This is a genomic window from Bacillus sp. DNRA2, from assembly GCF_012843265.1.
Lineage (GTDB): Bacteria > Bacillota > Bacilli > Bacillales > Cytobacillaceae > Bacillus_BU.
In genome coordinates this window covers 1-22,210 of the sequence record NZ_JABAIT010000037.1, presented here as the reverse complement: position 1 = coordinate 22,210, position 22,210 = coordinate 1, and the positions used below count along the sequence as shown (strand labels likewise).

The 22,210-nt window shown below is 39.4% G+C and carries 16 protein-coding genes and 2 pseudogenes; 7 read left to right on the top strand and 11 right to left on the bottom strand.

What is annotated here, in order from left to right; genetic code table 11:
• Positions 1 to 376, top strand: a pseudogene (locus HHO41_RS20500) (transposase); the annotation flags it as partial.
• 147 nt (positions 377 to 523) lie between these two features.
• Here HHO41_RS20500 and HHO41_RS20495 read toward each other — a convergent pair.
• Positions 524 to 1,468 carry an ABC transporter permease gene (locus tag HHO41_RS20495; protein WP_169102186.1) on the bottom strand — a complete coding sequence of 315 codons (945 nt, stop codon included), beginning with the start codon at positions 1,466 to 1,468 and terminating at the stop codon, positions 524 to 526.
• The gene (locus HHO41_RS20490; RefSeq protein ID WP_169102184.1) at positions 1,461 to 2,393 is read right to left on the bottom strand and encodes an ABC transporter ATP-binding protein; all 933 of its coding nucleotides are present in this window, start codon (positions 2,391 to 2,393) and stop codon (positions 1,461 to 1,463) included. The genes HHO41_RS20495 and HHO41_RS20490 overlap by 8 nt, the downstream gene beginning before the upstream one ends.
• 278 nt (positions 2,394 to 2,671) lie before the next feature.
• Here HHO41_RS20490 and HHO41_RS20485 point away from each other — a divergent pair, with 278 nt between their 5' ends.
• Positions 2,672 to 3,307: a hypothetical protein gene (locus HHO41_RS20485; RefSeq protein WP_169102182.1), complete on the top strand. Its 636-nt coding sequence runs from the start codon at positions 2,672 to 2,674 to the stop codon at positions 3,305 to 3,307.
• A 166-nt stretch (positions 3,308 to 3,473) separates the two neighbouring features.
• On the opposite strand, the gene HHO41_RS20480 is transcribed toward HHO41_RS20485, so the two are convergent.
• From HHO41_RS20480 to HHO41_RS20470, 3 genes and pseudogenes are all read right to left on the bottom strand, one after another.
• Positions 3,474 to 3,926, bottom strand: coding sequence for a staygreen family protein (locus tag HHO41_RS20480; RefSeq protein WP_169102180.1), 453 nt, complete (start codon positions 3,924 to 3,926; stop codon positions 3,474 to 3,476).
• 375 nt (positions 3,927 to 4,301) lie between these two features.
• Positions 4,302 to 7,052 carry a tetratricopeptide repeat protein gene (locus tag HHO41_RS20475; RefSeq protein ID WP_169102178.1) on the bottom strand — a complete coding sequence of 917 codons (2,751 nt, stop codon included), beginning with the start codon at positions 7,050 to 7,052 and terminating at the stop codon, positions 4,302 to 4,304.
• 274 nt (positions 7,053 to 7,326) lie between these two features.
• Positions 7,327 to 7,695, bottom strand: a pseudogene (locus HHO41_RS20470) (ABC transporter ATP-binding protein); the annotation flags it as partial.
• 158 nt (positions 7,696 to 7,853) lie between these two features.
• Between HHO41_RS20470 and HHO41_RS20465 the strand changes: the two are divergent.
• From HHO41_RS20465 to HHO41_RS20455, 3 genes are all read left to right on the top strand, one after another.
• Complete coding sequence (locus HHO41_RS20465) at positions 7,854 to 8,528, top strand: response regulator transcription factor (RefSeq protein ID WP_169102166.1); 675 nt, start codon at positions 7,854 to 7,856, stop codon at positions 8,526 to 8,528.
• Positions 8,525 to 9,574, top strand: a complete 1,050-nt coding sequence (locus tag HHO41_RS20460) for a HAMP domain-containing sensor histidine kinase (protein ID WP_248278558.1) — start codon at positions 8,525 to 8,527, stop codon at positions 9,572 to 9,574. The genes HHO41_RS20465 and HHO41_RS20460 overlap by 4 nt, the downstream gene beginning before the upstream one ends.
• Before the next feature lie 319 nt (positions 9,575 to 9,893).
• On the top strand, positions 9,894 to 11,135 hold the full coding sequence (locus HHO41_RS20455; RefSeq protein ID WP_169102164.1) for a Fic family protein: 1,242 nt from the start codon (positions 9,894 to 9,896) through the stop codon (positions 11,133 to 11,135).
• 96 nt (positions 11,136 to 11,231) lie between these two features.
• Here HHO41_RS20455 and HHO41_RS20450 read toward each other — a convergent pair whose 3' ends face one another.
• On the bottom strand, positions 11,232 to 13,427 hold the full coding sequence (locus HHO41_RS20450; protein WP_169102162.1) for a diguanylate cyclase domain-containing protein: 2,196 nt from the start codon (positions 13,425 to 13,427) through the stop codon (positions 11,232 to 11,234).
• A gap of 449 nt (positions 13,428 to 13,876) precedes the next feature.
• On the opposite strand from HHO41_RS20450, the gene HHO41_RS20445 reads away from it, so the two are divergent.
• Positions 13,877 to 14,737, top strand: coding sequence for an ADP-ribosylglycohydrolase family protein (locus HHO41_RS20445; RefSeq protein WP_169102153.1), 861 nt, complete (start codon positions 13,877 to 13,879; stop codon positions 14,735 to 14,737).
• 253 nt (positions 14,738 to 14,990) lie between these two features.
• On the opposite strand, the gene HHO41_RS20440 is transcribed toward HHO41_RS20445, so the two are convergent.
• Positions 14,991 to 16,094: a Fic family protein gene (locus HHO41_RS20440; RefSeq protein ID WP_169102151.1), complete on the bottom strand. Its 1,104-nt coding sequence runs from the start codon at positions 16,092 to 16,094 to the stop codon at positions 14,991 to 14,993.
• A gap of 414 nt (positions 16,095 to 16,508) precedes the next feature.
• Between HHO41_RS20440 and HHO41_RS20435 the strand changes: the two genes are divergently transcribed.
• The gene (locus tag HHO41_RS20435) at positions 16,509 to 18,173 is read left to right on the top strand and encodes an SWIM zinc finger family protein (protein WP_169102149.1); all 1,665 of its coding nucleotides are present in this window, start codon (positions 16,509 to 16,511) and stop codon (positions 18,171 to 18,173) included.
• Between the two features lie 55 nt (positions 18,174 to 18,228).
• Here HHO41_RS20435 and HHO41_RS20430 read toward each other — a convergent pair whose 3' ends face one another.
• The 4 genes from HHO41_RS20430 to HHO41_RS20415 are packed head-to-tail and all read right to left on the bottom strand — an operon-like array spanning position 18,229 to position 21,898.
• A complete protein-coding gene (locus tag HHO41_RS20430; RefSeq protein ID WP_169102188.1) occupies positions 18,229 to 18,972 on the bottom strand; it encodes an IucA/IucC family C-terminal-domain containing protein in 744 nt (247 codons plus the stop codon).
• Positions 18,965 to 19,786, bottom strand: a complete 822-nt coding sequence (locus tag HHO41_RS20425) for an ABC transporter ATP-binding protein (protein WP_169102147.1) — start codon at positions 19,784 to 19,786, stop codon at positions 18,965 to 18,967. The genes HHO41_RS20430 and HHO41_RS20425 overlap by 8 nt, the downstream gene beginning before the upstream one ends.
• A gap of 55 nt (positions 19,787 to 19,841) precedes the next feature.
• Positions 19,842 to 20,897 (bottom strand): FecCD family ABC transporter permease, encoded by a 1,056-nt coding sequence (locus HHO41_RS20420; RefSeq protein ID WP_169102145.1) that lies wholly within the window; start codon positions 20,895 to 20,897, stop codon positions 19,842 to 19,844.
• Positions 20,894 to 21,898 carry a FecCD family ABC transporter permease gene (locus HHO41_RS20415; protein WP_169102143.1) on the bottom strand — a complete coding sequence of 335 codons (1,005 nt, stop codon included), beginning with the start codon at positions 21,896 to 21,898 and terminating at the stop codon, positions 20,894 to 20,896. Before HHO41_RS20415 ends, HHO41_RS20420 begins: the two co-directional genes overlap by 4 nt.
• Positions 21,899 to 22,210 lie beyond the last annotated feature (312 nt).

The following is a 22,210-nucleotide window of genomic DNA, read 5'->3' as shown; positions in this document are numbered from 1 at the left end:
ACGAAATGTTTTTGAAAGTAAATGGACCAGCATTAATGAATATTTAAAAAAGGCAATCTTAGTTGATGTTGACGTGGGTTTTGGATTATTTTCATATGAACGAAAAAGGGCCATAAAAATGTTTATTTTGTACATGAATCAATCGAATGGTGATCAATGTTTGGATGATTACATAATAAATAGAAAATCTGATCAAGAGGTGAGGGAATACCTTAATCAACTGGGGATTATCAACACCAGTACGATACAGAGAATGGAGAGGGGAGCTAGGGATGAGGTATTATCAAAACTTAAAAAGTTGAATGGGGTGTCGGTGAGACAACTATCAAGAATTACTGGAATATCAAAAAGTGTGATTGATCGTGTTCATAGATAACCAGGAAAATGGGGACAGGTTCATGTCCCACCGTTTTTTGTGATTAGTTAAATAGATGGGGAACCTGTCCACGAGTCCTTCAGATACAATACACATATTTATGAATAAAGATAGTCTCGCTGGGACGATGGACCTGTCCCTGTGTCCCTAGGCCGTCACGTCTCTCCGTGTAAAAAGGAGCCAAGAAATTAGATTGAATGCTAGGAAATAGATAACGAGCATTCCGATAGAAAAGGACATGGTCATTCCCTTTTGGTAAGGAATCCCGACCAGATACTGGTTGAGGTCGATGTTAGCGAACAATAGGTACTTGCTCCACGCGAACCGTTGCAGTGCCTGGAGAACAATATTGCCCGCAAATAAGGCACCGATTGAAAAACCAATCGCCATCGTACTGCTCCTAAAAGCAGAAGAAATCATAAAGGCCATTGTTACGTACATAACTGTGGATATACCATTGAACATATATGTCTTCCACAGATTAGCGAACATATTCGTTTCGATGATTTGCCCAGCTTCGGTCATTCTGATTAAAGGTAGGTCCATGTATCCAAATCCATAAAGAATTCCGTTTACGATAATCGATAGGACAAATAATATCAGTAACAACAACACTCCGAACAAAAGAAACGAGATATATTTTGAGACCATAATTTTGACTCGGCTAGCCGGTCTGATTAACAGTAGTTTGATGGTTCCTGATGAAAATTCACCGGCGAGGCTATCCCCGGCAATGATGATGGTAAAAACGGTAATCACGAGCATCAGACTAGCAGAACCGTTTATACCATCCCAGATCGTGCCTTCAGTCGAGCGAATGTTTTTCTCCAAATGATATTCATTCAGGGATATCTGCTGCTTGTAAAATGTTCGATCATTTTTATTCAGGTCGTGCCGCTTCAGAATCTCGCTATATTGCTGATTTTCCTGTTGAAGTTGTGTCCGCCAGCCTTCACCTTCCGCTTTTTTCCCATCTGAATGCCATTCTATAAAATTAACAAATAGCACAAAAGCAACCATGAGTCCGACTAAAACCCAAGTTCGCACACGACGATAGATTTTCATATTTTCATTGAGAACGAGATTAACCAATTTGCCCACCTCCGGTTATTTCTAAAAATCGTTCTTCCAGTGATTGGCTAATCATCTGAACACCATAAATACGAACCTTGTTGTGCATTAGTCTTTCAAGAATGTCTGGGATTCGTTCGTGCTCAGTTATGAACTCAATGAAGCCCTTCTCTGTTATATTGGCAGCTTGTACCCCATCCATCTCTCTAATTGTTTCCAACGCTTGTTCTTGTGGTTGCGCTTGGATTACATACGTTTGAGCTTGTTCGTTTCCTTGAGTAATCTGCTCTATCGGCATCACATTTACTAGTTTCCCTCGTTGGAGAATGGCGACCCGGTCGCACATTAGTTCCATCTCAGACAATAAGTGACTCGAGACAACCACAGTAATTCCTTCCGTTCGGGCCAAATGACGCAAATAATCGCGCAGCTCGCGAATCCCCGCCGGGTCAAGACCGTTCGTCGGTTCATCTAGAATCAACAAGGACGGGCGATGCAATAATGCTTGAGCAACTCCTAGTCGCTGGCGCATTCCAAGTGAGTACTTCTTTACTTTGTCATGAATGCGATTTTCCAGTTTGACTAGCGACACCACTTCATCAATTCGTTCCTTAGTCACTCCAGGTACCATCCGTGCGTAATGAACCAGGTTATGGTAGCCGCTCAGATATTTGTACATTTCCGGACTTTCTACAATGGCACCGATGTGGCGGATCGCTTGTTCGAAATCCGTTTTAATATTTTTTCCTTTTATAAAAATTTGCCCTTTGGTAATCGACATCAATCCAACAATCATGCGGATTGTAGTGGTTTTACCGGCCCCGTTTGGACCAAGGAAGCCGAAAATTTCGCCTTGTGGTACGTCAAACGTCAGGTTATCAATGATGGTAGTTTTACCAACTTTTTTGGTAACATTACGCAAGCTGATGATAGGTTCGTTACTCATCTCAGGTTCTCCTTTAATGATGGATTTTCAAATTGATTATAACAAGGTGTTTATCGAATTTCAATAAATTATTGTTGTATTTTATGTATATGTTGTTGTTTGTTATGATATTTTTGTTGTTATTCGGGGATGGTGTGGCTTGGGAAGGGGATGAGCGGAGCCATCCCGACGCTGTTTATTTTTTTATTGAAAATAATGAATTTTCACGCACTTACTGGTTTGAACTGGTATAATTTTACTTGTGATTTTTGAAATAAGTGTAAAAAGGGGATTGTGAAATGCGGAAGTTTATGTTGGTTTTGGCTGCCTTATTGGTGTTAGGGGGTGCTGGCTGCTCCGTTAGTTATAATGAAGATAAAGAAACTGCGCCTGCAAGTAAGAAGGAGTCTAAAGATAACAGCAGCAAAGAAGGCGATAGCTTAGTAGCGGGTTCAGTGAACGGCATTTCGAAAAAGACTAGTTCAACAAATGATCCTGAAGGAGAAGCTAAACTGGATACCAAAAAGGTAGGGACACCGGAATATGGTTATGTAAATGTGCCTAGTGACTGGGCTAATTTTGTAGATGTTGATGGAAATAATAGTTTCCAAGTGTGTAGCATCGATAAGTCGGCTATCATCTCTTTAAATATCATGCAAGGTGAAGAGAGTGCGGGCCTTGAGGATTATGCAAGTTCCATAGCATACCGAATGGAGCAAGATGGCGGTAAGGAACTACAAGCTGCTAGGGTAAAAATTAAGAATATTGATGCTGTGCAAGTGTACGGAAAATATGATGATGGAAATTACATATTAGTTACATGGGTTTTTGAAGCTGAGGACGGAAAAGTTCATTATATTGCAGCGGAAGGAACAAGAGATAAAGTATTAGATGCAGTAGGTTATATTGAAAACGGTGGTTGGTCTGCGAATTAATCAACCAGGTTCTTTTATCAATCAAAAGACAGAACATAGAACCACGATTCTAGGTCCTGTCTTTTCTGGTTGGTGGCAAATTTTAGTAATTCAATATTTGGTGGGGAGTTTGTCTTTGGAAATAATTGGGTGAACGGAAGAATCATCCTCATGTTCGCTGCTCCTTTTAAATAGTAAAGCTATTAAAAGTTCCCCAATTTTCTTGCCTGGAGAACTGTGGATAAGCAGATGTAAAGTTAACAATTATGGAAGCTTGATTTAGCTGAGGGTATGCGTCAAATAAAAACCTGTCGCCATATCGAATAGCTGTTAGTGCAAGTGGTAATTCACGTCTGAATATTTCATTACGTTTTTTTGATTCCTGATGGGTATATTCGCCTCGGTCTATATATAAATAAACATGATAGTATAAGGAACACCCATTTGATTTCCATTCACCTAATACCTCATCCCTCATAGGCTGGATTTTATTCCAGGCATAATGACTTCCAATTGCTAAAAAAAGCTCTCCAGTTGTATCAGAGTGAGTTAGTGTGTAACGCCTTGGAATAACAGTTTTTATTTCCTTCACACCATCCATGTATTCTACAAATAGTTTTTTTGGATCGAATTTGCTCAAGCAATAACCTCCAAAGGTTTTTACTAATCCTTATGCAAATTTTTAATTGTTCATTCGGAGAATACAGGAACCGCCATCTGTTTCTTTGCTATTGGTAAATAAGTACCATTTTTGTAATTTAATTAAAATAGTAGTTGTTCAGTCGTCGATATTAGTTTAATTTTATATGGTAATTATTAGCATTTTTGAATACTGATGTGTTTCTTGGAAATTAAATCTTGATCAGAAGGGAGTAAATAAAACTTGAGTAATAATAGTGATGAAACATCCGTCGAAAAAACCCCTTTTGGTGTTGCTATCCAAAAGGGGTTTTTTTCTTTTTTCTTTGTATAAAAACAAGGATATGCGCTTAATAAAGAGAAAGTTTCAGAGTTTTCAATCATTCCCTAGCTTCTTTTTAATATGTTCGATCCGTTCAAGCGGTTCACGTAGTTTAGGTGAACGTAGGAGCATGTTTTGGAACTCTTGTATCGCCTGTTGATAGTGTGCCCTTGCTTTTTCAGGATCTGCGAATTGTGTGTAGTAATCGCCAATTGTTTCGTGCGTTTTACCGAGACTGTTATGGACATAGATATAATTGGATTCTTGAAGAAGCTCTTCATAGATTCTAACGGCTTCTTTCAGGCTCATTAAAGCCTCTTCAGGTTGGTCTCTTTTCATATACATAATCGCAATTTCTCGATGGGCAGAGGCAATCCGATTTTTGGATCCAGCCTGTTTTGGAGATAGTTCCAGTGCGCGTCCAAATGCATCAATTGCCTCTGTAAATGTTTCAATCGCCCGTTCAAACTGACCCAATTGAATTTGCAGCACCATATAATCCACCGCTGCATGTCCCTTTTTCTCAAGTGCATCAATAAAATCCGGTGATTGCCCCAACACATGGTCATAAATCATGATGGCCTGCTCAAAACTTTTAAGTTTTTCAGCCGGCTCTTTATTAACATCGTAATGCTCAGCTAATCGTTTATAGGCCAGGCCTTGGTTGGTCAACACTCGTAAATAGTTGATTTGATTTTTATTTTTCAAGGCAAGATCGTAGAAATGAATCGATTTTCGGTAACATTCACCCTGATTATCGTACTCTCTGCTGCCATAAAGCTCGCCAAGCTTCTCATAAGCCAGTGCTTTCATAGCAAACACAGCAGGGTCTTCAGGACTTAGCAGCAATGCTTGGTCACAGGCCCTAATGGCAACTTGATAGTTTTCTAGACTCTCTTCATATCTGGCAAAACGAATATTCAATTTGCCTAACCGCACGGATAGTAGCGCTTCATCAAGCAAAATATCCTGCTTTTTCGCTTCCTGCTCCTGACAGTACTTGGAAGCTTCCAATAAATAGCGATAAGCTTCTTCATACTGGGCAGTGTGAATCATAATTTCTGCTAAATCAATACTGCATTTAATGATACCTTTTAAATCTTTATTTTTTGAAAAATAAACCCGCAATGCCTGACCATACAATTCCTTGGCGTTATCATAATTCCCTTGCAACAGGCCAATCTCTCCAAAATATTGATAAACAGCCGCCGCTTGGACACTCTCTTCCTTAGGAAGTAGTGATATTACATCATGATAAAAAGAATAAACGAGGGCAAACTGGCCTTCAGCCTCTAGCTTCTTTCCATTCTCTAGGAACCATTCCAGAAACTCCGCGGACTGCTTCACTATCATTCCGTGATAGAAGGCTTCACGAGTAGCCTTCTTCTCAAGAATTGAAAATTGCCCCGTTTTTGCTGATTTTAATTTTTTATCATAGTATTTGAACAGGAATCCGTGAATCTTATTGTACAGCCGAGGGTCCGTTTTTAAGATATCTTCCTGTAAATTATTACGCATAATTGGATTCATATCCCAGATGTATTCTTCTTCATTTTTATTAAAAAATGAGAAGCGGAATAAATCAAGGTAGGCTGTAGGCGGATAGCCTGTTTGAAATTGAGTGACGAGTTCTGCAAACAATGCCTCATCCCAATAACGGGCAAACGACAAAACCTTAATCGTCTCCTTCTCGGAGATGTCCAAGTAGCGAAGGAACCGTTCTAAAATCTTGTTTGGTGTTTGCGAAAAATCCCCCAGCTTCGGAATCCTCGTTTCTTGGATTAAGGTGTATGTATCAACCATTAAGTCCAAATGATAGGGTAGTCCGCGGCTGCTTTTAATAATAAGTTGCCGGATTTCATCATTCGCGATTCCACATTTCGTTAAAAATTTATCGGAATCTTTTTCTGATAGTTCTCCCATCAAATGCTGTTCTAAAAAGGGCTCCCAAGCTGAATTATCATTGGCCCACTGGATTTTTTCTCTACCGCAAATGACCCACAATACTTCCTTAAGCTGTAAGACAAGCTCTTGAATCCAGGCATCCTTTTCATTAAATGATCCCTGTTGGCGATTTTTCTCCCAAAGTGCTTCATATGTATCAAGAAAAAATATGGCGGTTTTTCCAGTTGATGCCAAGTACTCCTTCACATCGACGGAAAAAAACGCTGGGAGCATTTCCTCAATTTCAGTTGGCTGCAAATCCTCAAGTTGATTAAGGACATCCAGTCCACGTTTACGCCACCATTTTCCGAATGAATCTTTATAACCAGTAAAGCCATTAATGAGCTTTAATGTTTTTGGAACCCATTGAGCTAAAGGAACGTAATCTAAATTCTCGATAAGTTCAGCGAAAAAGCTACCCTCTTCAATAAAAGGAAGTTCAGTCTTGTTAGATTTCATCGATAGCTGCGGGTGGAGTTTACGCCAATAAATGGTATATGCGAGATCGAAGGTGTGAAATTTTATTCTTTCATTCTTCATTAATTCCTCTCGCAATGAAATGAGCGCTTCTCCTGCTAGGCGATTTCTTTCTTCCTTAAAATCTATGATGACTTTAACGACTTTAACGACAGTTGGTGAGAGATCATCTAATTTTTTATAGAGTTCTTTCATCAGTCTGCTTTTGCCAATTCCCCCGACTCCATAATATGTAAGTACTTTATATTCGTCTGGCTTTTTCTCGCGGAACGCATTTACAAATGCTTGAGTGGGCATTTCACGATCTGTGAATTCCCGGGTTGCTGCTAAATTATTCTTTTTTTGTAAAATGGATTTCATCGGATGTTTAGGACGTAGCTCCAAAATAAAACCCCCTCCATAAAACTATTATATCACGATAGAAACTAGGCGCCGAACTAGGTGCCACTAGGTGCCCACAGGGACAAAGGGACAGGTTCACTGTCCCAACGGTAGAATAATCCTAATACTATTTTTACCGGGACCTGTCCCCGTGGACCTCAATAATACATAAAAGGAAGAGCAGCATCTACTTATCCAGATGCTGCTCTTCCCTTTTGGTACCCCCACTGTTGGAAGTTCTATTTTTACCGGGACAAGGAACCTGTCCCCGTGGACCTGCTCTCCGTTTTCGTTCGGAAGCTGATACGCCTGATAAAGTCATCGCGATTTCAACATTCTGCAACACTGTCTGATGTCCAATCAGATTGTAGCTTTGAAATACAAATCCGATCGAGTGGTTACGATAAGCATCCCAGTCACTATTTTTGAATTCCTTTGTAGACAAACCGTTTATTATCAAGTCGCCGCTGTTATAACGATCTAAACCGCCAATAATGTTTAGAAGTGTCGTTTTCCCGCAGCCTGATGGACCGAGGATGGAAACAAATTCATTTTCGCGAAATCCAATCGATATCGCTTTTAAAGCGGTAACGACTTCACCACTTTCATATGTTTTTTTTATATTGTCCAGTTTGAGTTTCAGCATAAACATTCCTCCATTTTTTTGTACACCTTGTACGCCCATAGTGTAGCAGTGTAAAGTAAACTGAAAATCAACTAGTTGGAAATATTCAATTGATTTTCAGTTTACTTTTTGAAGGTATAGTTAATTTAGTTATTTTAAGATAATTGGAGGTGCCTTCTATGCTAAAAATATTAGTAGTTGAAGATGATACAAACACTAGAAAATTGATGTGTGCCGTATTAAAACAAAATGGATTTGAACCATACGGGGCGGAGGACGGCATCGCTGCACTCCAGTTCATGGAAACACAGCATGTTGATTTAGTGGTGCTTGATTTAATGATGCCGAATATGGATGGCTATGAATTGACACGGCAACTTCGGCTTTCATGGGAGACCCTCCCAATCCTGATGGTTACGGCTAAGCAGGAGCCACAAGACAAAAGGCAGGGATTTCTAGCTGGGACGGATGATTATATGACAAAGCCAGTCGATGAGGAGGAGATGGTGCTTCGGATTAAGGCGCTGCTTAGGCGGGCTCAGATTGCCAGCGACCGCAAGCTAACAGTCGGAACGGCTGTACTCGATTATGATACGCTTACCGTATCCCGTGCTGATCAGGTTATTACCTTACCGCAAAAAGAGTTTTACCTATTATTTAAATTACTATCTTATCCGAACATGATTTTTACCCGGCTGCAGCTGATGGAGGAGATTTGGGGAATGGGAACCGAAACTGATGATCACACTCTTAATGTCCATATTAACCGCCTGCGGGACAGATTTCGGGATTGGACAGAATTCGAAATTGTGACCGTACGCGGACTTGGATATAAGGCTGTGAAAAAAAGATGAGGGAATTTTTTAAGAAGCGATTAAGTCTGGCGATCACATTGGTCATGTTTGTGTTCGGTGTGATGATGGCGACCTTTGTGGTGATTGGAGGGAGTGTGGCCATCCTGCAGCATTTGGGCGTTATTTCTCTTGGTCATCGGGGCGGAAGCAATGGTCCGCTAATCCCGATTTTTTTACTATTTGGTCTCTGCATATTACTTGGAACGGCACTTACGGGCTTTTTTAGCAAAAAAGCATTGAATCCAATTCGCCAGGTCATTGAGGCTACGCATATGGTGGCTGGTGGCAACTTTCATGTTAAGGTAAATATAAAAGGGATCGTCGAGTTGGAGGAATTGTCGCAGAGCTTTAATAAAATGACCCATGAACTTTCAAGTATTGAAACGCTGAGAAGTGATTTTGTCAACAACTTCTCCCATGAATTTAAAACACCGATCGTATCTTTACGTGGTTTTGCCAAGCTTCTCAGGGAAAACCATCTTACTGAAGAAGAACGACGGGAGTATCTTGACATTATCATTACGGAATCTGAGCGCTTAGCCGCGCTTTCCACCAATGTTCTCACTCTGGCGAAATACGAGAATCTGGAAATTATTGCCGATAAAGCGCCGTTCAGGCTGGATGAACAAATCAGAAGGACCGTTGTGTTAATGGAGCCCAAATGGTCTACAAAAGAGATGACAGTAAATGTGGAATTAGATAATGTGATGTATTGCGGAAATGAAGATTTGACACAGCAGATTTGGCTTAACTTATTAGATAATGCGATTAAATTTGCCAATCCTGGTGGCTCAATCCATATCACCCTTGCCAATGTAAACGACGAGATTCAGTTTGTTATTCAGGATGACGGTTCTGGCATGAACGATCAGACTAAGGCGCATCTTTTCGATAAATTTTATCAGGGAGATACTTCCCATTCCAAATCAGGATATGGGCTTGGACTTCCACTCGTAAGACGCATCGTCGAACTAAGCGGCGGTGAAATAAGTGTCCAAAGTGAGCAAGGGAAGGGCAGTACATTTACTGTAGAGTTGCCCTGTTGAAGCAGCGGTGCCTCAGCGAATTGTTTAAATGTAGTTTTAAAGGTCAAATTGCGGATTCAATGTCCCATGGAGTAATGGTAATTAGCATTCATATGCTAATTCAGGGAAAGAGGATATCATGGAGTACGGAATTTTTAAATAAACCAGCAAAGGCTAATATCGATGGAGTCTTGTTTTGAAAAATAGCCAGTATTCCATTATTTATTAATACAAAGTATGTGTTTTTGAAAAAATTCAGCAGTTTTTATGGTATAATTCTCAATAATGTGTTTCATAATTATAAAATTAGCATATTTTTAAATTAAGGAGGGATTATTTTATGGATTATGAGAAACTTTCGAAGGTTTTTTATAAATATGATAGTGCAATGCATCATAAAGAGTATGAAAAAAGGCTTAATAGTTATGGTGCTTATCATACCAATCTCCAGGTTAATCCCTTCAGAAAAGGCAGAACGGAAAGTCATTCTGAAACATTATTTTTTGTTCATGTCGATAAATTAGCGAAGCTTTATGAAGAAGTTATAATGAACAGTTGTAAAATTCAATTAGCGGTAAAAGATTTGCCCGCATTTGCGGTAGAGCCTTTCTTTCATAAACTTATTGTGAATGAGGCACAGAGTACTAATGAAATCGAGGGAGTTAGAAGTACTAAAGAAGAGTTATCAAACGTATTAGATTCTATTCAGGACGCTAAATCTTCAGCTAAGAAACGTTTTTGGGGTTTGATGAAAACTTATAATTATATTGATAAGTTAGAGCCCATTCAGACAGTTGAAGATTTCCGAAAGCTGTATGATGAGTTAGTTGCGGATGAAATTCCTAAAAGTAAACAACCTGATGGGACATATTTTAGAGCTAAAGGTGCCACGATTACAGACGGGGTTAAAGTAACACATAGAGGTGTTGAACCTGAAGCGAAGATAAATGAGAAATTAATTGATTTAGTCAATTTCTTAAAGGTATCAGAGATTCCAGATTTATATAAATATTTTATTGCGCATTATTACTATGAATATATACATCCGTTTTATGATGGCAATGGCAGAACTGGGAGACTATTGGTTTGCAGTTATGTTTCCAGAAAGCTAGAACGTTATTCAGCCATCACGCTATCTTACGCCATTAATAATGATAAATTAAAATATTACAAGGCTTTGGAAAATATCTCAGATCCACTTAATAAGGGAGAGCTAACATTTTATTTGATAGATATGCTAGAAATTCTAAGCTCTGGTCAGCAAGCAATTATTGAGGATTTGCAACTTGGGCTAGCAAAAGCTCAACGTATTAAGGAATATATTAACAATATTGATTGGGCTGCGAATGATCATTTATTAAAATTTGTTCTACATGTGCAACTCGACATTACGGTTTTCGCTGGAGAAGATCTAATTTTATCTAATGCAGATTTAGTAAAGGTTTCTGGTGAAAGCAGCCATAAAATAAACAAAGTCATGAATGAACTTGAAACTCGTAACGTTGTTTCTTTAGTAAAAAGCCGTCCCAAAACATATGCAATTAATGACGAATTTATCGAAAACATATTTAAAAAAGCTTAACGATGGCGTTAAGCGGTGCCATTAGCGGTGCCAGGCACCACCCGAAATTTGTCGAATTAGAAAAGAGGGGGGCGGTTTTTGAACCGCCCCCTGTTTCTAGATATCATAATAATCCACACAATTTCGACCTTTGTTTTTGGATGAATATAGAGCCTTATCGGCCATCCTGATAATTTCTTCTGGTGTTGAAAAAGGACTTGGAATCAAGGTAGCAACTCCAAAACTACATGTGACAAATTTACCCACACTTGAAGTGGCGTGCGGGATTTTTAATGCCTCTACCTGTGCGCGGATTTTTTCAGCAATTCTCATTCCGCCCTCTTGATGCGTCTCTGGCAAAATTACCGCAAACTCTTCGCCACCATAGCGACATACCACATCAGAAGGGCGTCGAATCGTTTCCTTGATTGTTTGCGCAACTTTGATCAGACACTCGTCCCCCCGTTGATGCCCATATGTATCATTGTAATTTTTAAAACGGTCAATATCGATCATAATTAAGGTGAGGTGTTTTGAAGTTCTAGAACAGCGCCCCCATTCGGTTGCGATCGTTTCGTCAAACAGTCGTCGATTGGAAATCTTCGTTAAGCCATCGATAAATGATGCTTCCCGTAATTCTTGCTCCATTTTTTTCTGATTAGTTATATCTTTAAACTGCCACAGAAAGCCGTCAAACTCATTATTTGTAAAAATAGGAATGGCATCTCGGCTTATCATTCGCCCATCCAATAGCTCCCATTCTTCATCCAATACCGTTTGCCGGTTGGCGAGGATTGCTTTACTCCTTTTTTTATATAATTCTTCTTCGCGAAAAATATTTCTTCCTGCTTCGGGAACATCTTCAGACTTCATCCCTAGCATTTTTTGTGAATGATGCGGTGCTCTAAATATTTCAGTAAATTGGTGGTTTACAAGAATCAGCCTGTGGTCTTTATCCTCTGCTAAAATTCCATAGGGCATATGGGAAATTAATGCTTCAAGTCTAGCTGAGGTTCGTTTCATTTGATCTTCCATCTTCACGCGTTCCGTAATATTTCGGGAAGTAACAACAAACTTTTGGATGTCTCCGTTATCCTCCACTACTGGCTTGCCTCTAACTTCGAGATTAACCCAATCATTCTCCAATCTCCATCGGATTTCTATTTGGCTGCTTGCTCTGTTTATAAACATATGACTTAGAGCCTTATTGGCTGTTTCCAAATCATCTGGATGGATATATTTAAACGGATAGCCTCCTTCAAGATTACTTACCTTTATTTTCATACTGTTTTCATGGGAAGGAGAAGCGTATAGAATTTTTCCGTTAAGGTCGAGAACCGTCACGAAATCAGTCATATTATCCGCAATTAGTCGATATTTTTTTTCACTATCTACTAATCCTCTTTCAATCTCTTTTTGTTTTGTAATATCACGAATATTGGCTAATATAACAGTTTCGTTATTAAAATGAACTAATGAGCCACCCACCTCTACGGTGATGATGGTCCCGTCTTTACGGCGATAAAGTGTTTCACCCACAAAATAACGATTATTATTTAGAACCTTTCCAATGTTTGAATCCATTATTGATTCATCAGAAAGGATAATGTCATTAAGTGTAAGCTTTAGAAGCTCCTGTTCTTTATATCCCAGCATTTCACAAAAACGTTTATTTGTCTCGACCACCCTTTTGGTTGTAGGGTTAAAGGCATAGATTCCCTCTGAAGATTGTTTCACCATCGCCCGGTAACGTTCTTTGCTTTCATGCAACTCAGTTTTTAATTGATTAACCCGCTTCAATTCATCTTTTAATTGGATACGAACGCCTTCTGTAAATTTTGACTCATATATTTTTAAGCATGTATAGGTTAAAAAGCATAATAGAAAATAATATAAATCGGTTTGTTTCCATTGGGTAAAATAGTTCTCCCCTTCCAAGAGCATAAAATAGCTAAAGACACCTGCGCTGCCAATCGTCGTTAACAGTATGTTTTGCCAATTACGATAGGAGGCGGCAAAGACTGGTGGCATGATAAGGAAAAATAAATTAATATAATGCCTTTCGATTTGATTCAAAATAAATAATGCTGAGATAAAAAGGACTGATATGATTGTCATGGTTAGCTTAGGAAAAATATTATTTCTCATCAAATAGGTGAGAAATAGGAGCGGAGGGATAGCAATTAGGATGATTCCTCTAACTTCTTTGAAATCTCCAAGCAAAAGATTTAAAGGTATATCAAGGCATAAAAATATCCAAATCCCCTTAATCATCCATTGATTTCGATGTTTTATTAAAGAATCATCATCCATCGCGGTCACAATCCTTTCAATTGGATAATACCCCGTGTTAGAAAACTAATTTTCAAATCCTTGGCGCTGTCTGGATACAAGCGTTAGTCTATTCATGCGGATCTATTTACTTGTATTTATTATACATGTTTAATAGTGCGGATGTCCTGCCGTTAGGGTGCCAGGCACCGCCCGAAAAATCTTGTTTCACGGAAATTGTTTCACGGCTGGGAAATGTGATAATGATCAGTAACAAATTTGGGATTAAAGTGTCGAAACGATGAGTGTAACACACCCCAAAAAACAGACAAATTATTTTCATTGGAATGATTTATAATCGTAGTGAAACGTAGAGAAAACTAATCTTTAATCAAACGTTTGATTAAAATGTTTTCCCAGGAAATTGGTCGAAGAATGTGGGAAGTTGAAGATTGTAAAAGGTGTAATAGATCGGATCGGAGTGATGACAAATGCTCAATAAAATCAAAGGTGGATTGTTTGGAGTAGCGGTTGGAGATGCATTAGGTGGGACAACCGAGTTTATGACTAAGGAAGAAATAGAGGCTAAATATGGAAGGGTAACCGATATAATCGGTGGAGGTGTGTGGGACTTAAAGGAAGGAGAGGTCACCGACGATACGGAAATGACGATAGCAGTTATAAAGGGAATCATCGCCAATCCTGAGTATCCCATCGAGGAGATTGGCAAACATTTTTTAGAATGGAAAGCCACTGATCCAAAGGATATTGGTATCACGATTCGGACAACCTTCGAGAATTATCAAGGAGATTGGTTTAAAGCAGCTGAAAAAACACACTATGATCTGAATGAGCAAAGTGCTGGAAATGGCAGCTTGATGAGGTGTCTTCCAATTGCTTTAGCGTATAAGGAAAAAGGAAAAATGAATGAGTTATCCACACTTCAATCTAAGATGACTCACTTCGATGATTTGGCTGCTGAAGCCTGTTTGATTTACAACAACATTGCCAGTCGACTTTTGCAAGGTGAACGTCTTGATTCTGCAATCAGAACGGAAATCGCCAATACAAGGTATGAATTGGATTATAAGCTTGAACCTGATTGTCCTCCTGATGGTTACGTTGTTAATACAATGAAATGGGTATTGTATTGGTTGATAAATGCCCAAGCGTTTGAGGAAGTTGTTGTTGGCGCTGCTAATATGGGCCATGACAGTGACACGGTTGCTGCGATAGCAGGTGGGTTAAAGGGAATCGAAGTCGGATTTGATCAAATTCCGAGAAAGTTCTCGGACAAGTTGTTATGTAGACAGGAACTCATGGGCTTGGCGGAAAAATTAACTTGGATATAAAGTGACAGGCACCACCCGAATAATCTTGTTTCATGGGTGTTTGTTTCACGGGAGGATATTATAAAAACGAGGCAGTCCATTTTAGTGGAGCACCTCGTAAATTGGTCTCATCAACAAGCCGTTCTATGGAGGGCATTGTGATTTGGACAAAATTATTAAACTGTCTTTTTAAGAAAGCGATTGATTTCCTTATTTTTTGGCGTGATCATTAAAAGGTGTTCCTTCAGCTAATGGAATCTTCTTGTAACCTCGTTCACTCGGACATAATGCGGATTAAATCATAATGATAATAACGCCGGTTTCGAATACGGTCATCACCATAAATCATATGTTGCTGGACAAGTTGAACCAGACTTTTCCGAATCGTCACAGGGGCCAACTTCGTAACGGATTCGATTTCATTTACAGTAGCAATTGGATACATAAACAACGCTCTCCAAATTTTTTGAGTAGCTGGTTGTTGTAATTTGTCCATTCCTTCATGATAAAGTTGCTCAGCTTTATCTAGTTTTTGGTAATGTTGTTCCGCCATACGTATTGTGGAATCAAGGAAAAATAAAATCCAACTTTTCCAATCTGGTTCTTTTCTGCCAATCGATCGAACACCATTCAGCAAAGAGTAATACTTGAACCTTTCACGCTCAAGTTCCTCACTTATAAAGAAAAATGGTGAATCAATTAGTTTTGATTGAAGCAAGAATAACACAATCAGAATTCTTCCTAATCTACCGTTTCCATCCAGAAATGGATGAATGGATTCGAATTGCGCATGAATAATAGCCGCTTTTATTAGTGGATGTAAGGAGTCCTCTTTTGTTATTTTGTATGGATGCCCATTGATGTAGCGTTCAAGATTTGTCATGTAATCTGGCATTAGTTGCGGTTCAGGTGGAATATATGATGCATCCTTGATATCCTTTGTAGGACCAATAAAATTTTGGATCTTCCGATATTCACCGGCAGCACTTGTTGACCCCCGAGCATTTTCCATCAACTCTTTGTGTAAATCTCGAATAAGCCGCTCCGTCAAGGGGTATCCAGTTTGAATAGTCTCTACTCCGATGTTTAAGGCTTTTTGATAATTCCTTACCTCAACTTTTTCCCAATCAGATTGCTGGTCGATGTTATCCTCAAGCATTTCGCTAAAGGTAACCTGTGTACCCTCTATTCGAGTTGATTGGACGGACTCCTGTAATGTCAAAAGTTGAATGAAGGATTCGTTTACAAGTGAATATTGGATTTTTTGTCTTAGCCTTTCTAATTTGGCCTGAGCTTCAACAACTTTTTTATAAAAGGCTAATTCTGTTTCAGCGTCAAATTTTAATGGAAGGAGAGGTAAGTTATATGGCTTCTTCATTTATTCTACCTCCTATAATATTATTTCTTAATATTTATCTCTATAATACATGAATTATAAACATAACGCTATTTTTTGTATGAAAAATATCATAAGTAGTGACAGGCACCACCCGAAAAATCTTGTTTCATGAGATTTGTTTCACGGTTGAGAAATAAAATGTCGTTATTGAAACGAATATGGGATTGAATTGTCGAAACGATGAGTGTAACCCACCTCGAAAAACAGACAAATTATTTTTAGTGGAATGATTTATAATCGTAGTGAAACGAAGAGAAAATTAATCTTTAATCAAACGTTTGATTAAATTGTTTTCCCAGGAAATTGGTCGAAGATTAGGGGAAGGTGACGCGTGAGTTCTATATATCGTATTCAACCGATGATAATGATTAAATTTGAGAGGAGGAGAAGCTGATGAACTTGCATTCATTTCAACAATTGATAGATGAGACGATACTAGACCGAGGACATGATTATCATTTAAACGGTAAAATCATTGAGTTACAGCGTTCTGTAGATGGTGATTTTATTTTTCAAGCTCTAGGAAGCGAAGATTACGATGTTGTTGTGAAAATTGATGGGGATGGAACAATCCTGTATTCAAGCTGCGATTGCCCCTATGATTATGGACCAATTTGCAAACACGAGGTTGCAGCATTTTATGACATATTTGAAAGATTTAATAACAACGGTTTTAAAAATGAGAAGCAAACTGTCGCTTTACAGCGACTAACCTTAAGCGAAGTTCTTCAGAATCTTTCCAAAAACGAACTGATCAAAATCATTGAAGATATTGCAAACGAGGATACTGTTTTAGAAGAGAGACTTATTTTCACATATTCAAAAGCGGACCATGCACAAGAAATTAAAGCTTGCAAAAGGCTTATTGCAAATATCGTTGATAAATATTTACGAAAAGAAGGATTTATTACATATCGAAATGCGTTTCCTTTTACAAATGAATTGGGTGGGGTATTGGAAAAGGCAGTTCGTTCAAACGACCCATTGTTATCAATAGACATTGCGTTTTTAGTATTGAATGAAGGAATTGCTGCTTTTGGTTATGCAGACGATTCTGACGGTGACATTGGGCTATTGGTTAATGGAACAATTGAAGTGATAGATAAGATAGTACAAAATAGCGTGGATTCCGGGAGCGATGTCAAAGCGGACCTATTTAATAAATTAATGAAACAGAGTGAGAGTAGTGTGTTTGAAGGTTGGGAGGAATTTAGAACGGAGCTACTTAGGATAGGCTTTAATTTTGCCGAAAATGAACAGCTACGAAATAGCTTAAGAATAATGATAGAAAGCTTCATCACCAACGAGGAGAATGACAGGTATCAAAATGAAGATTTGTTGAAAATCGTATTTGATTTGATTAAAGGCTATGGTTCGGAGCAAGAAGCGGAGCAGTTTATCACAAATCATCTCCAATATAAGACCTTTCGGGAATTGTTGATTAAAACCTTAATGGATGAAAAGAATTATCTAAAGGTGATTGAGGTGGCACTCGAGGCTGAACAGAAGGACAGTCAATTTGCTGGCCTCGTCACGAATTGGAAGAGAGTCAGATATGAGGCGTATAAGCAGCTTTCAAAGCGGGAAGAACAGTTCACCCTGGCAATGGAATTATTTCTCGGTGGTGATTTTAATTTTTACAAGGAATTGAAGGAATTAAATCATGAGGATGATGAATTGTTTTACCATCGTCTGAAGGGAAAGTTAAAATTAAATGGTGGCTGGAAAGGGAGGGATTTGTACCTTCGATTGATTCAAGAGGAAAATGATGTTGAGGAATTATTGGATTTTGTTCGAAATAACCCAGTATATATTGAAGAATACGCGGAGTTGCTGGCCGGTCCATATAAAGAGGATGTAATAAATATTTATCAACAATTTATCCATTGGAGGGCAAGCCATTCATCCAATCGAAAAAATTACCAAGATGTTTGCAGGAAGATCAAGAAATTCTCCAAAATAGCAGGAAAGGATATGCAAGCGAAGTTGGTAACGGAGCTACGTTTTGCTAATCTAAGGCGACCTGCATTTCTTGATGAATTGAGCAAACTTCGTTAATATGTCCAAGCAAGAAGGAACTAGGGAACCTCGCGATCCACCCCTAGATTCCTTCTTATTTTCTACATGGACATGTTTTGCAATTCTTGGACGCCCCTCCAAGAGTGTAATTGAAACAACATGTTTTTCTGATCCTGATTGCTTCATCTGAAACCTCAGTTTGTTTCTTTTCACGATAGTATTTTTGCAGGCGATTGATTTTGTATGGGCCAAATAACCTTCCTTCAGCTTCAAAAATCAAAAAGTGGAAATCCTCGGCTATGTTTGGAGTTACTTCATCCTTCAATTCTGTTTCATATAACCAAAATAGATAAACGGCAATATTTTCCCACAAAATCAGTTTTGAAATTTTGAATGTCTTTTCAATTTTTTCAATCAGTAAAGAAATGTTTTCTGCAAAGAGCCCCTGCAAAACCGTTTCTCGCCACTCACTGCGGTCGTGCCCGTTCCAATCTTCCTCGGACTCGGATACATTTTTGATAGAAAACGAAGGGAGCCACGCTTTTCCTTGCTCAGGTTTTTCCATGGTTAAGCCACCGATTGATACATTTAACTTTTTATTCCATACGGTCATAGCATATAAAGACATGACAGCTACAAAGGCATATCTTTTTATAAAAATAGAAGCGGTGACTTTGGCTGACGGAGCATTAATGATCATCGTTAAATTTTCGATAAAATCCTGAAGAAATTCTGCCTCTAGTAGCGAAGCAACCTCAAACGAATGATTCAAATCTTCTCGAAACCGATATTTTTGCAGCTGCTGGGTAACCTCTGATACGCCTACTTCATTAACCATTTACTGATACCGCCTGTTTCAAAACACATCTTCCTCTTCCGTATGGAATGCACAGTGGGGTACCGAATAACGGATCACTGGTAACTTCACAGTCCATACCAAAAACGCCTTTTACCAAATCACAATTGATGATATGCTCAGGTTTTCCTTTTGCAAAAACCGTTTGGTCCTTAATCGCCACGATATGATGGGCATACCGACAGGCCAGGTTAAGATCATGTAATACCATGACCACAGTTCTGTTTTTCTGTTCATTTAATTCAAACAGTAAATCGAGAATTTCGATTTGATGGGTCATATCCAAATAAGTGGTCGGTTCATCTAACAGAATAATGTCCGTATCCTGCGCCAAAGTCATCGCAATCCAGGCGCGCTGCCGTTGTCCGCCGGAAAGGGAGTCCACTGTTCTTTCTTGTAAAGATTCTAAGTGTGTTGCAGCTAAAGCTTCATTCACTTTTTTTTCATCTTCTTCGGTCCACTGCTTTAGCCAGGTTTGATGTGGGTAACGGCCTTGTTTTACAAGCTGTAAGACAGTTAATCCTTCCGGAGCAGATGGGGATTGCGGTAGTATCGCCATTCTTTTGGCCACGTCCTTCGTTGACAACTTGGCGATTGCTTCTCCCTCTAACAAGACTGAGCCGGATTTTGGTTTTAGCAAACGGGCAATCGTTCTAAGCAGCGTCGATTTTCCACAACCATTTGCTCCGATAAATACGGTAATCTCACCTTTTGGGATTTTTAAATCCAGCTCATTAATGATGAGTGTATCACCATATGAAATCGATAAATTTTTTGCCTCAATCGCATTCTTCATTATCGTCAGCTCCTTAATTTATTGATGGTAGCAAGCGCCTCTAGGGCTCTATAATTTAACTATTTTTAGATTTAAAAAGTAAGTAGATAAAGTAGGGGGCACCGATTCCAGCCGTGAACACACCTGCCGGGACCTCTAATGGCGAAAACATCGTCCGACCAATTAAATCAGCCAGCATGACCAGTGTCCCACCCAGTAGGGCAGATGTAGGCAGCAGTGCTCCAAACGAAGAACCGACTAACCGCCTTGCCATGTGCGGGGCCATCAAACCAACAAAACCTATGCCACCGGCAAAAGCAACAGCTCCGCCAATTAGCGCCGTACTGATCATCAATAAGAAAAATCGCTGTTTTTGAACTTTTCCGCCGAGACCGGTAGCAACGTCATCTCCCAGCTCTTGAATATTGATGATTCTCGCAGCAATAAAGGCGATGATCAGGAAAATGACTGTCCACGGAACAAGAATCGAAACATTTTTCCAATTGGAACCATATACAGTCCCGGTAATCCAAATATTGGCCTGACTTGCTTGATAAATCGGGCCCATCACCATTAATAGCGTTGTAAAAGCTTGCATCAAAGCGGAGATTCCAATCCCAATCAAGACAAGCCTGATGGGGGAAACACCATTTTTCCAAGCCAGAAAGTAAATTAAGAAAGCAACAGTCCCGGCACCAACGAAAGCCGCCAATGGAAGCCAGGCGATGCTGACCGTAAGCGAATGGTTCTTATCACTAAATAGAACTAAAAACCCAACAACTGCAACTGCTGCACCGCCGGTAATCCCCAATACATCTGGGGATGCAAGCGGATTTCGAATCATCCCTTGCAAAATACCGCCAGCAACCGCTAAAGAAATTCCAACTGTTAGGGCGACAATAATTCTCGGCAGGCGGAAGGAGGTAATCACGAGTGTTTCCATTTCTGGGCCGGCCCCGAATAAAACCTTCATTACAGTAAGTGGATTAATTTTCATTTCGCCTGAACCAGTACTTACAACAAAAACAGCCAAGACAATGATAGTAAGAAAAATTATAATGAATGCAGCTTTCCGATCTATTAAAACGGACAATTTGCCGTGAAATGGGCGGAAATTTTTATACTTGTTCATCTTCCATTGAACCCCCTTCTCGCAATGAAGATAAAAAATGGAGTTCCAATGATAGCAGTCATGACTCCAACCGGGACCTCGGATGGCATCAATAGATATCTGGCTGCAATATCGGCCATTAATAATAAAATTGCCCCTAGTATGCCTGAAAATGGAATGACCCAGCGATGATCAACGCCCATCATCGAGCGTGCGATGTGGGGAATGACAATTCCAACGAAGCCGATCGGTCCCGCCACAGCGACTGAACCTCCAGCTAATAAAATAACCAGTATACCTATCGTTATTTTTATGAAAACAGTATTTAAACCTAGCCCAGTTGCCACATCTTCTCCCATTGCCAGGACGTTCATTTTTCTAGCAATAAGCACAGACCCAAGCAATCCCATTCCAATATAGGGAAGAACGGATATAAGCGTATCTAATTTCCGACCTTGGACAGATCCTGCTAGCCAAAATAAAACTTGATCAAGTAGAGCTTCATCCAATACTAACAACCCTTGCGTAAACGAGGAAAACATCGCTGCCATCGCTGCTCCTGCCAAAGTGAGCTTCATCGGCGTTAATCCTTCTCGCCCGAAGGACCCAATCGCATAGACACCGACAGCTGCCATCGCCGCACCCAAAAATGCAAGCGCGCTAAATCCTTGCATACTATTGACGGAAAACACAGTCATGGCAACTACGACTGTAAATCCGGCACCGGCATTTATGCCGTATAATCCTGGTTCTGCTAATGGATTTTTCGTTAAAGTTTGCATGAGGGTCCCGGCTATCGCTAAGCTGGCTCCAACGACTGAAGCAATGAAAGCTCTCGGTATTCTGACAGTTTGAATAATAATATGTTCGTTCGACCCATCATTATGTGTGATAGCATCAATGGCCATTTTCCAGTTGGTTTCGGTATAGCCAAAGATGACGCTGGCGCACATGAAAACAATCATCACGAGCACCGCAACCAATAGTCCGAGCCATTTTAATGAAGTACTTTTTAGCATCATTGTTATTTACCTTTCTTACAAAGTGCGAAGCTTTTTAACGGCTTTATTTTTCGTAAGGCACTGTTACTATTCATTGTTTGTTGATTTTCGTGTAGGTATGAGAATTCATAAGCGGAGAATTTCCGACTAATGTAATAAAAGAAGGCTAAATAGCCGAAATAAGCGGAGATTTTCCGTCTATTTGCTCAAAATAGAACAAAATTCAAAGATTTGCGGTCTAACCCCCTAAGTTTGGACACTTGCTCATGATTTCTTGCGATTCCTTACTTTCTCTAATTATGCAGAAATTTTGTAACCTGTAATTTTACCTTC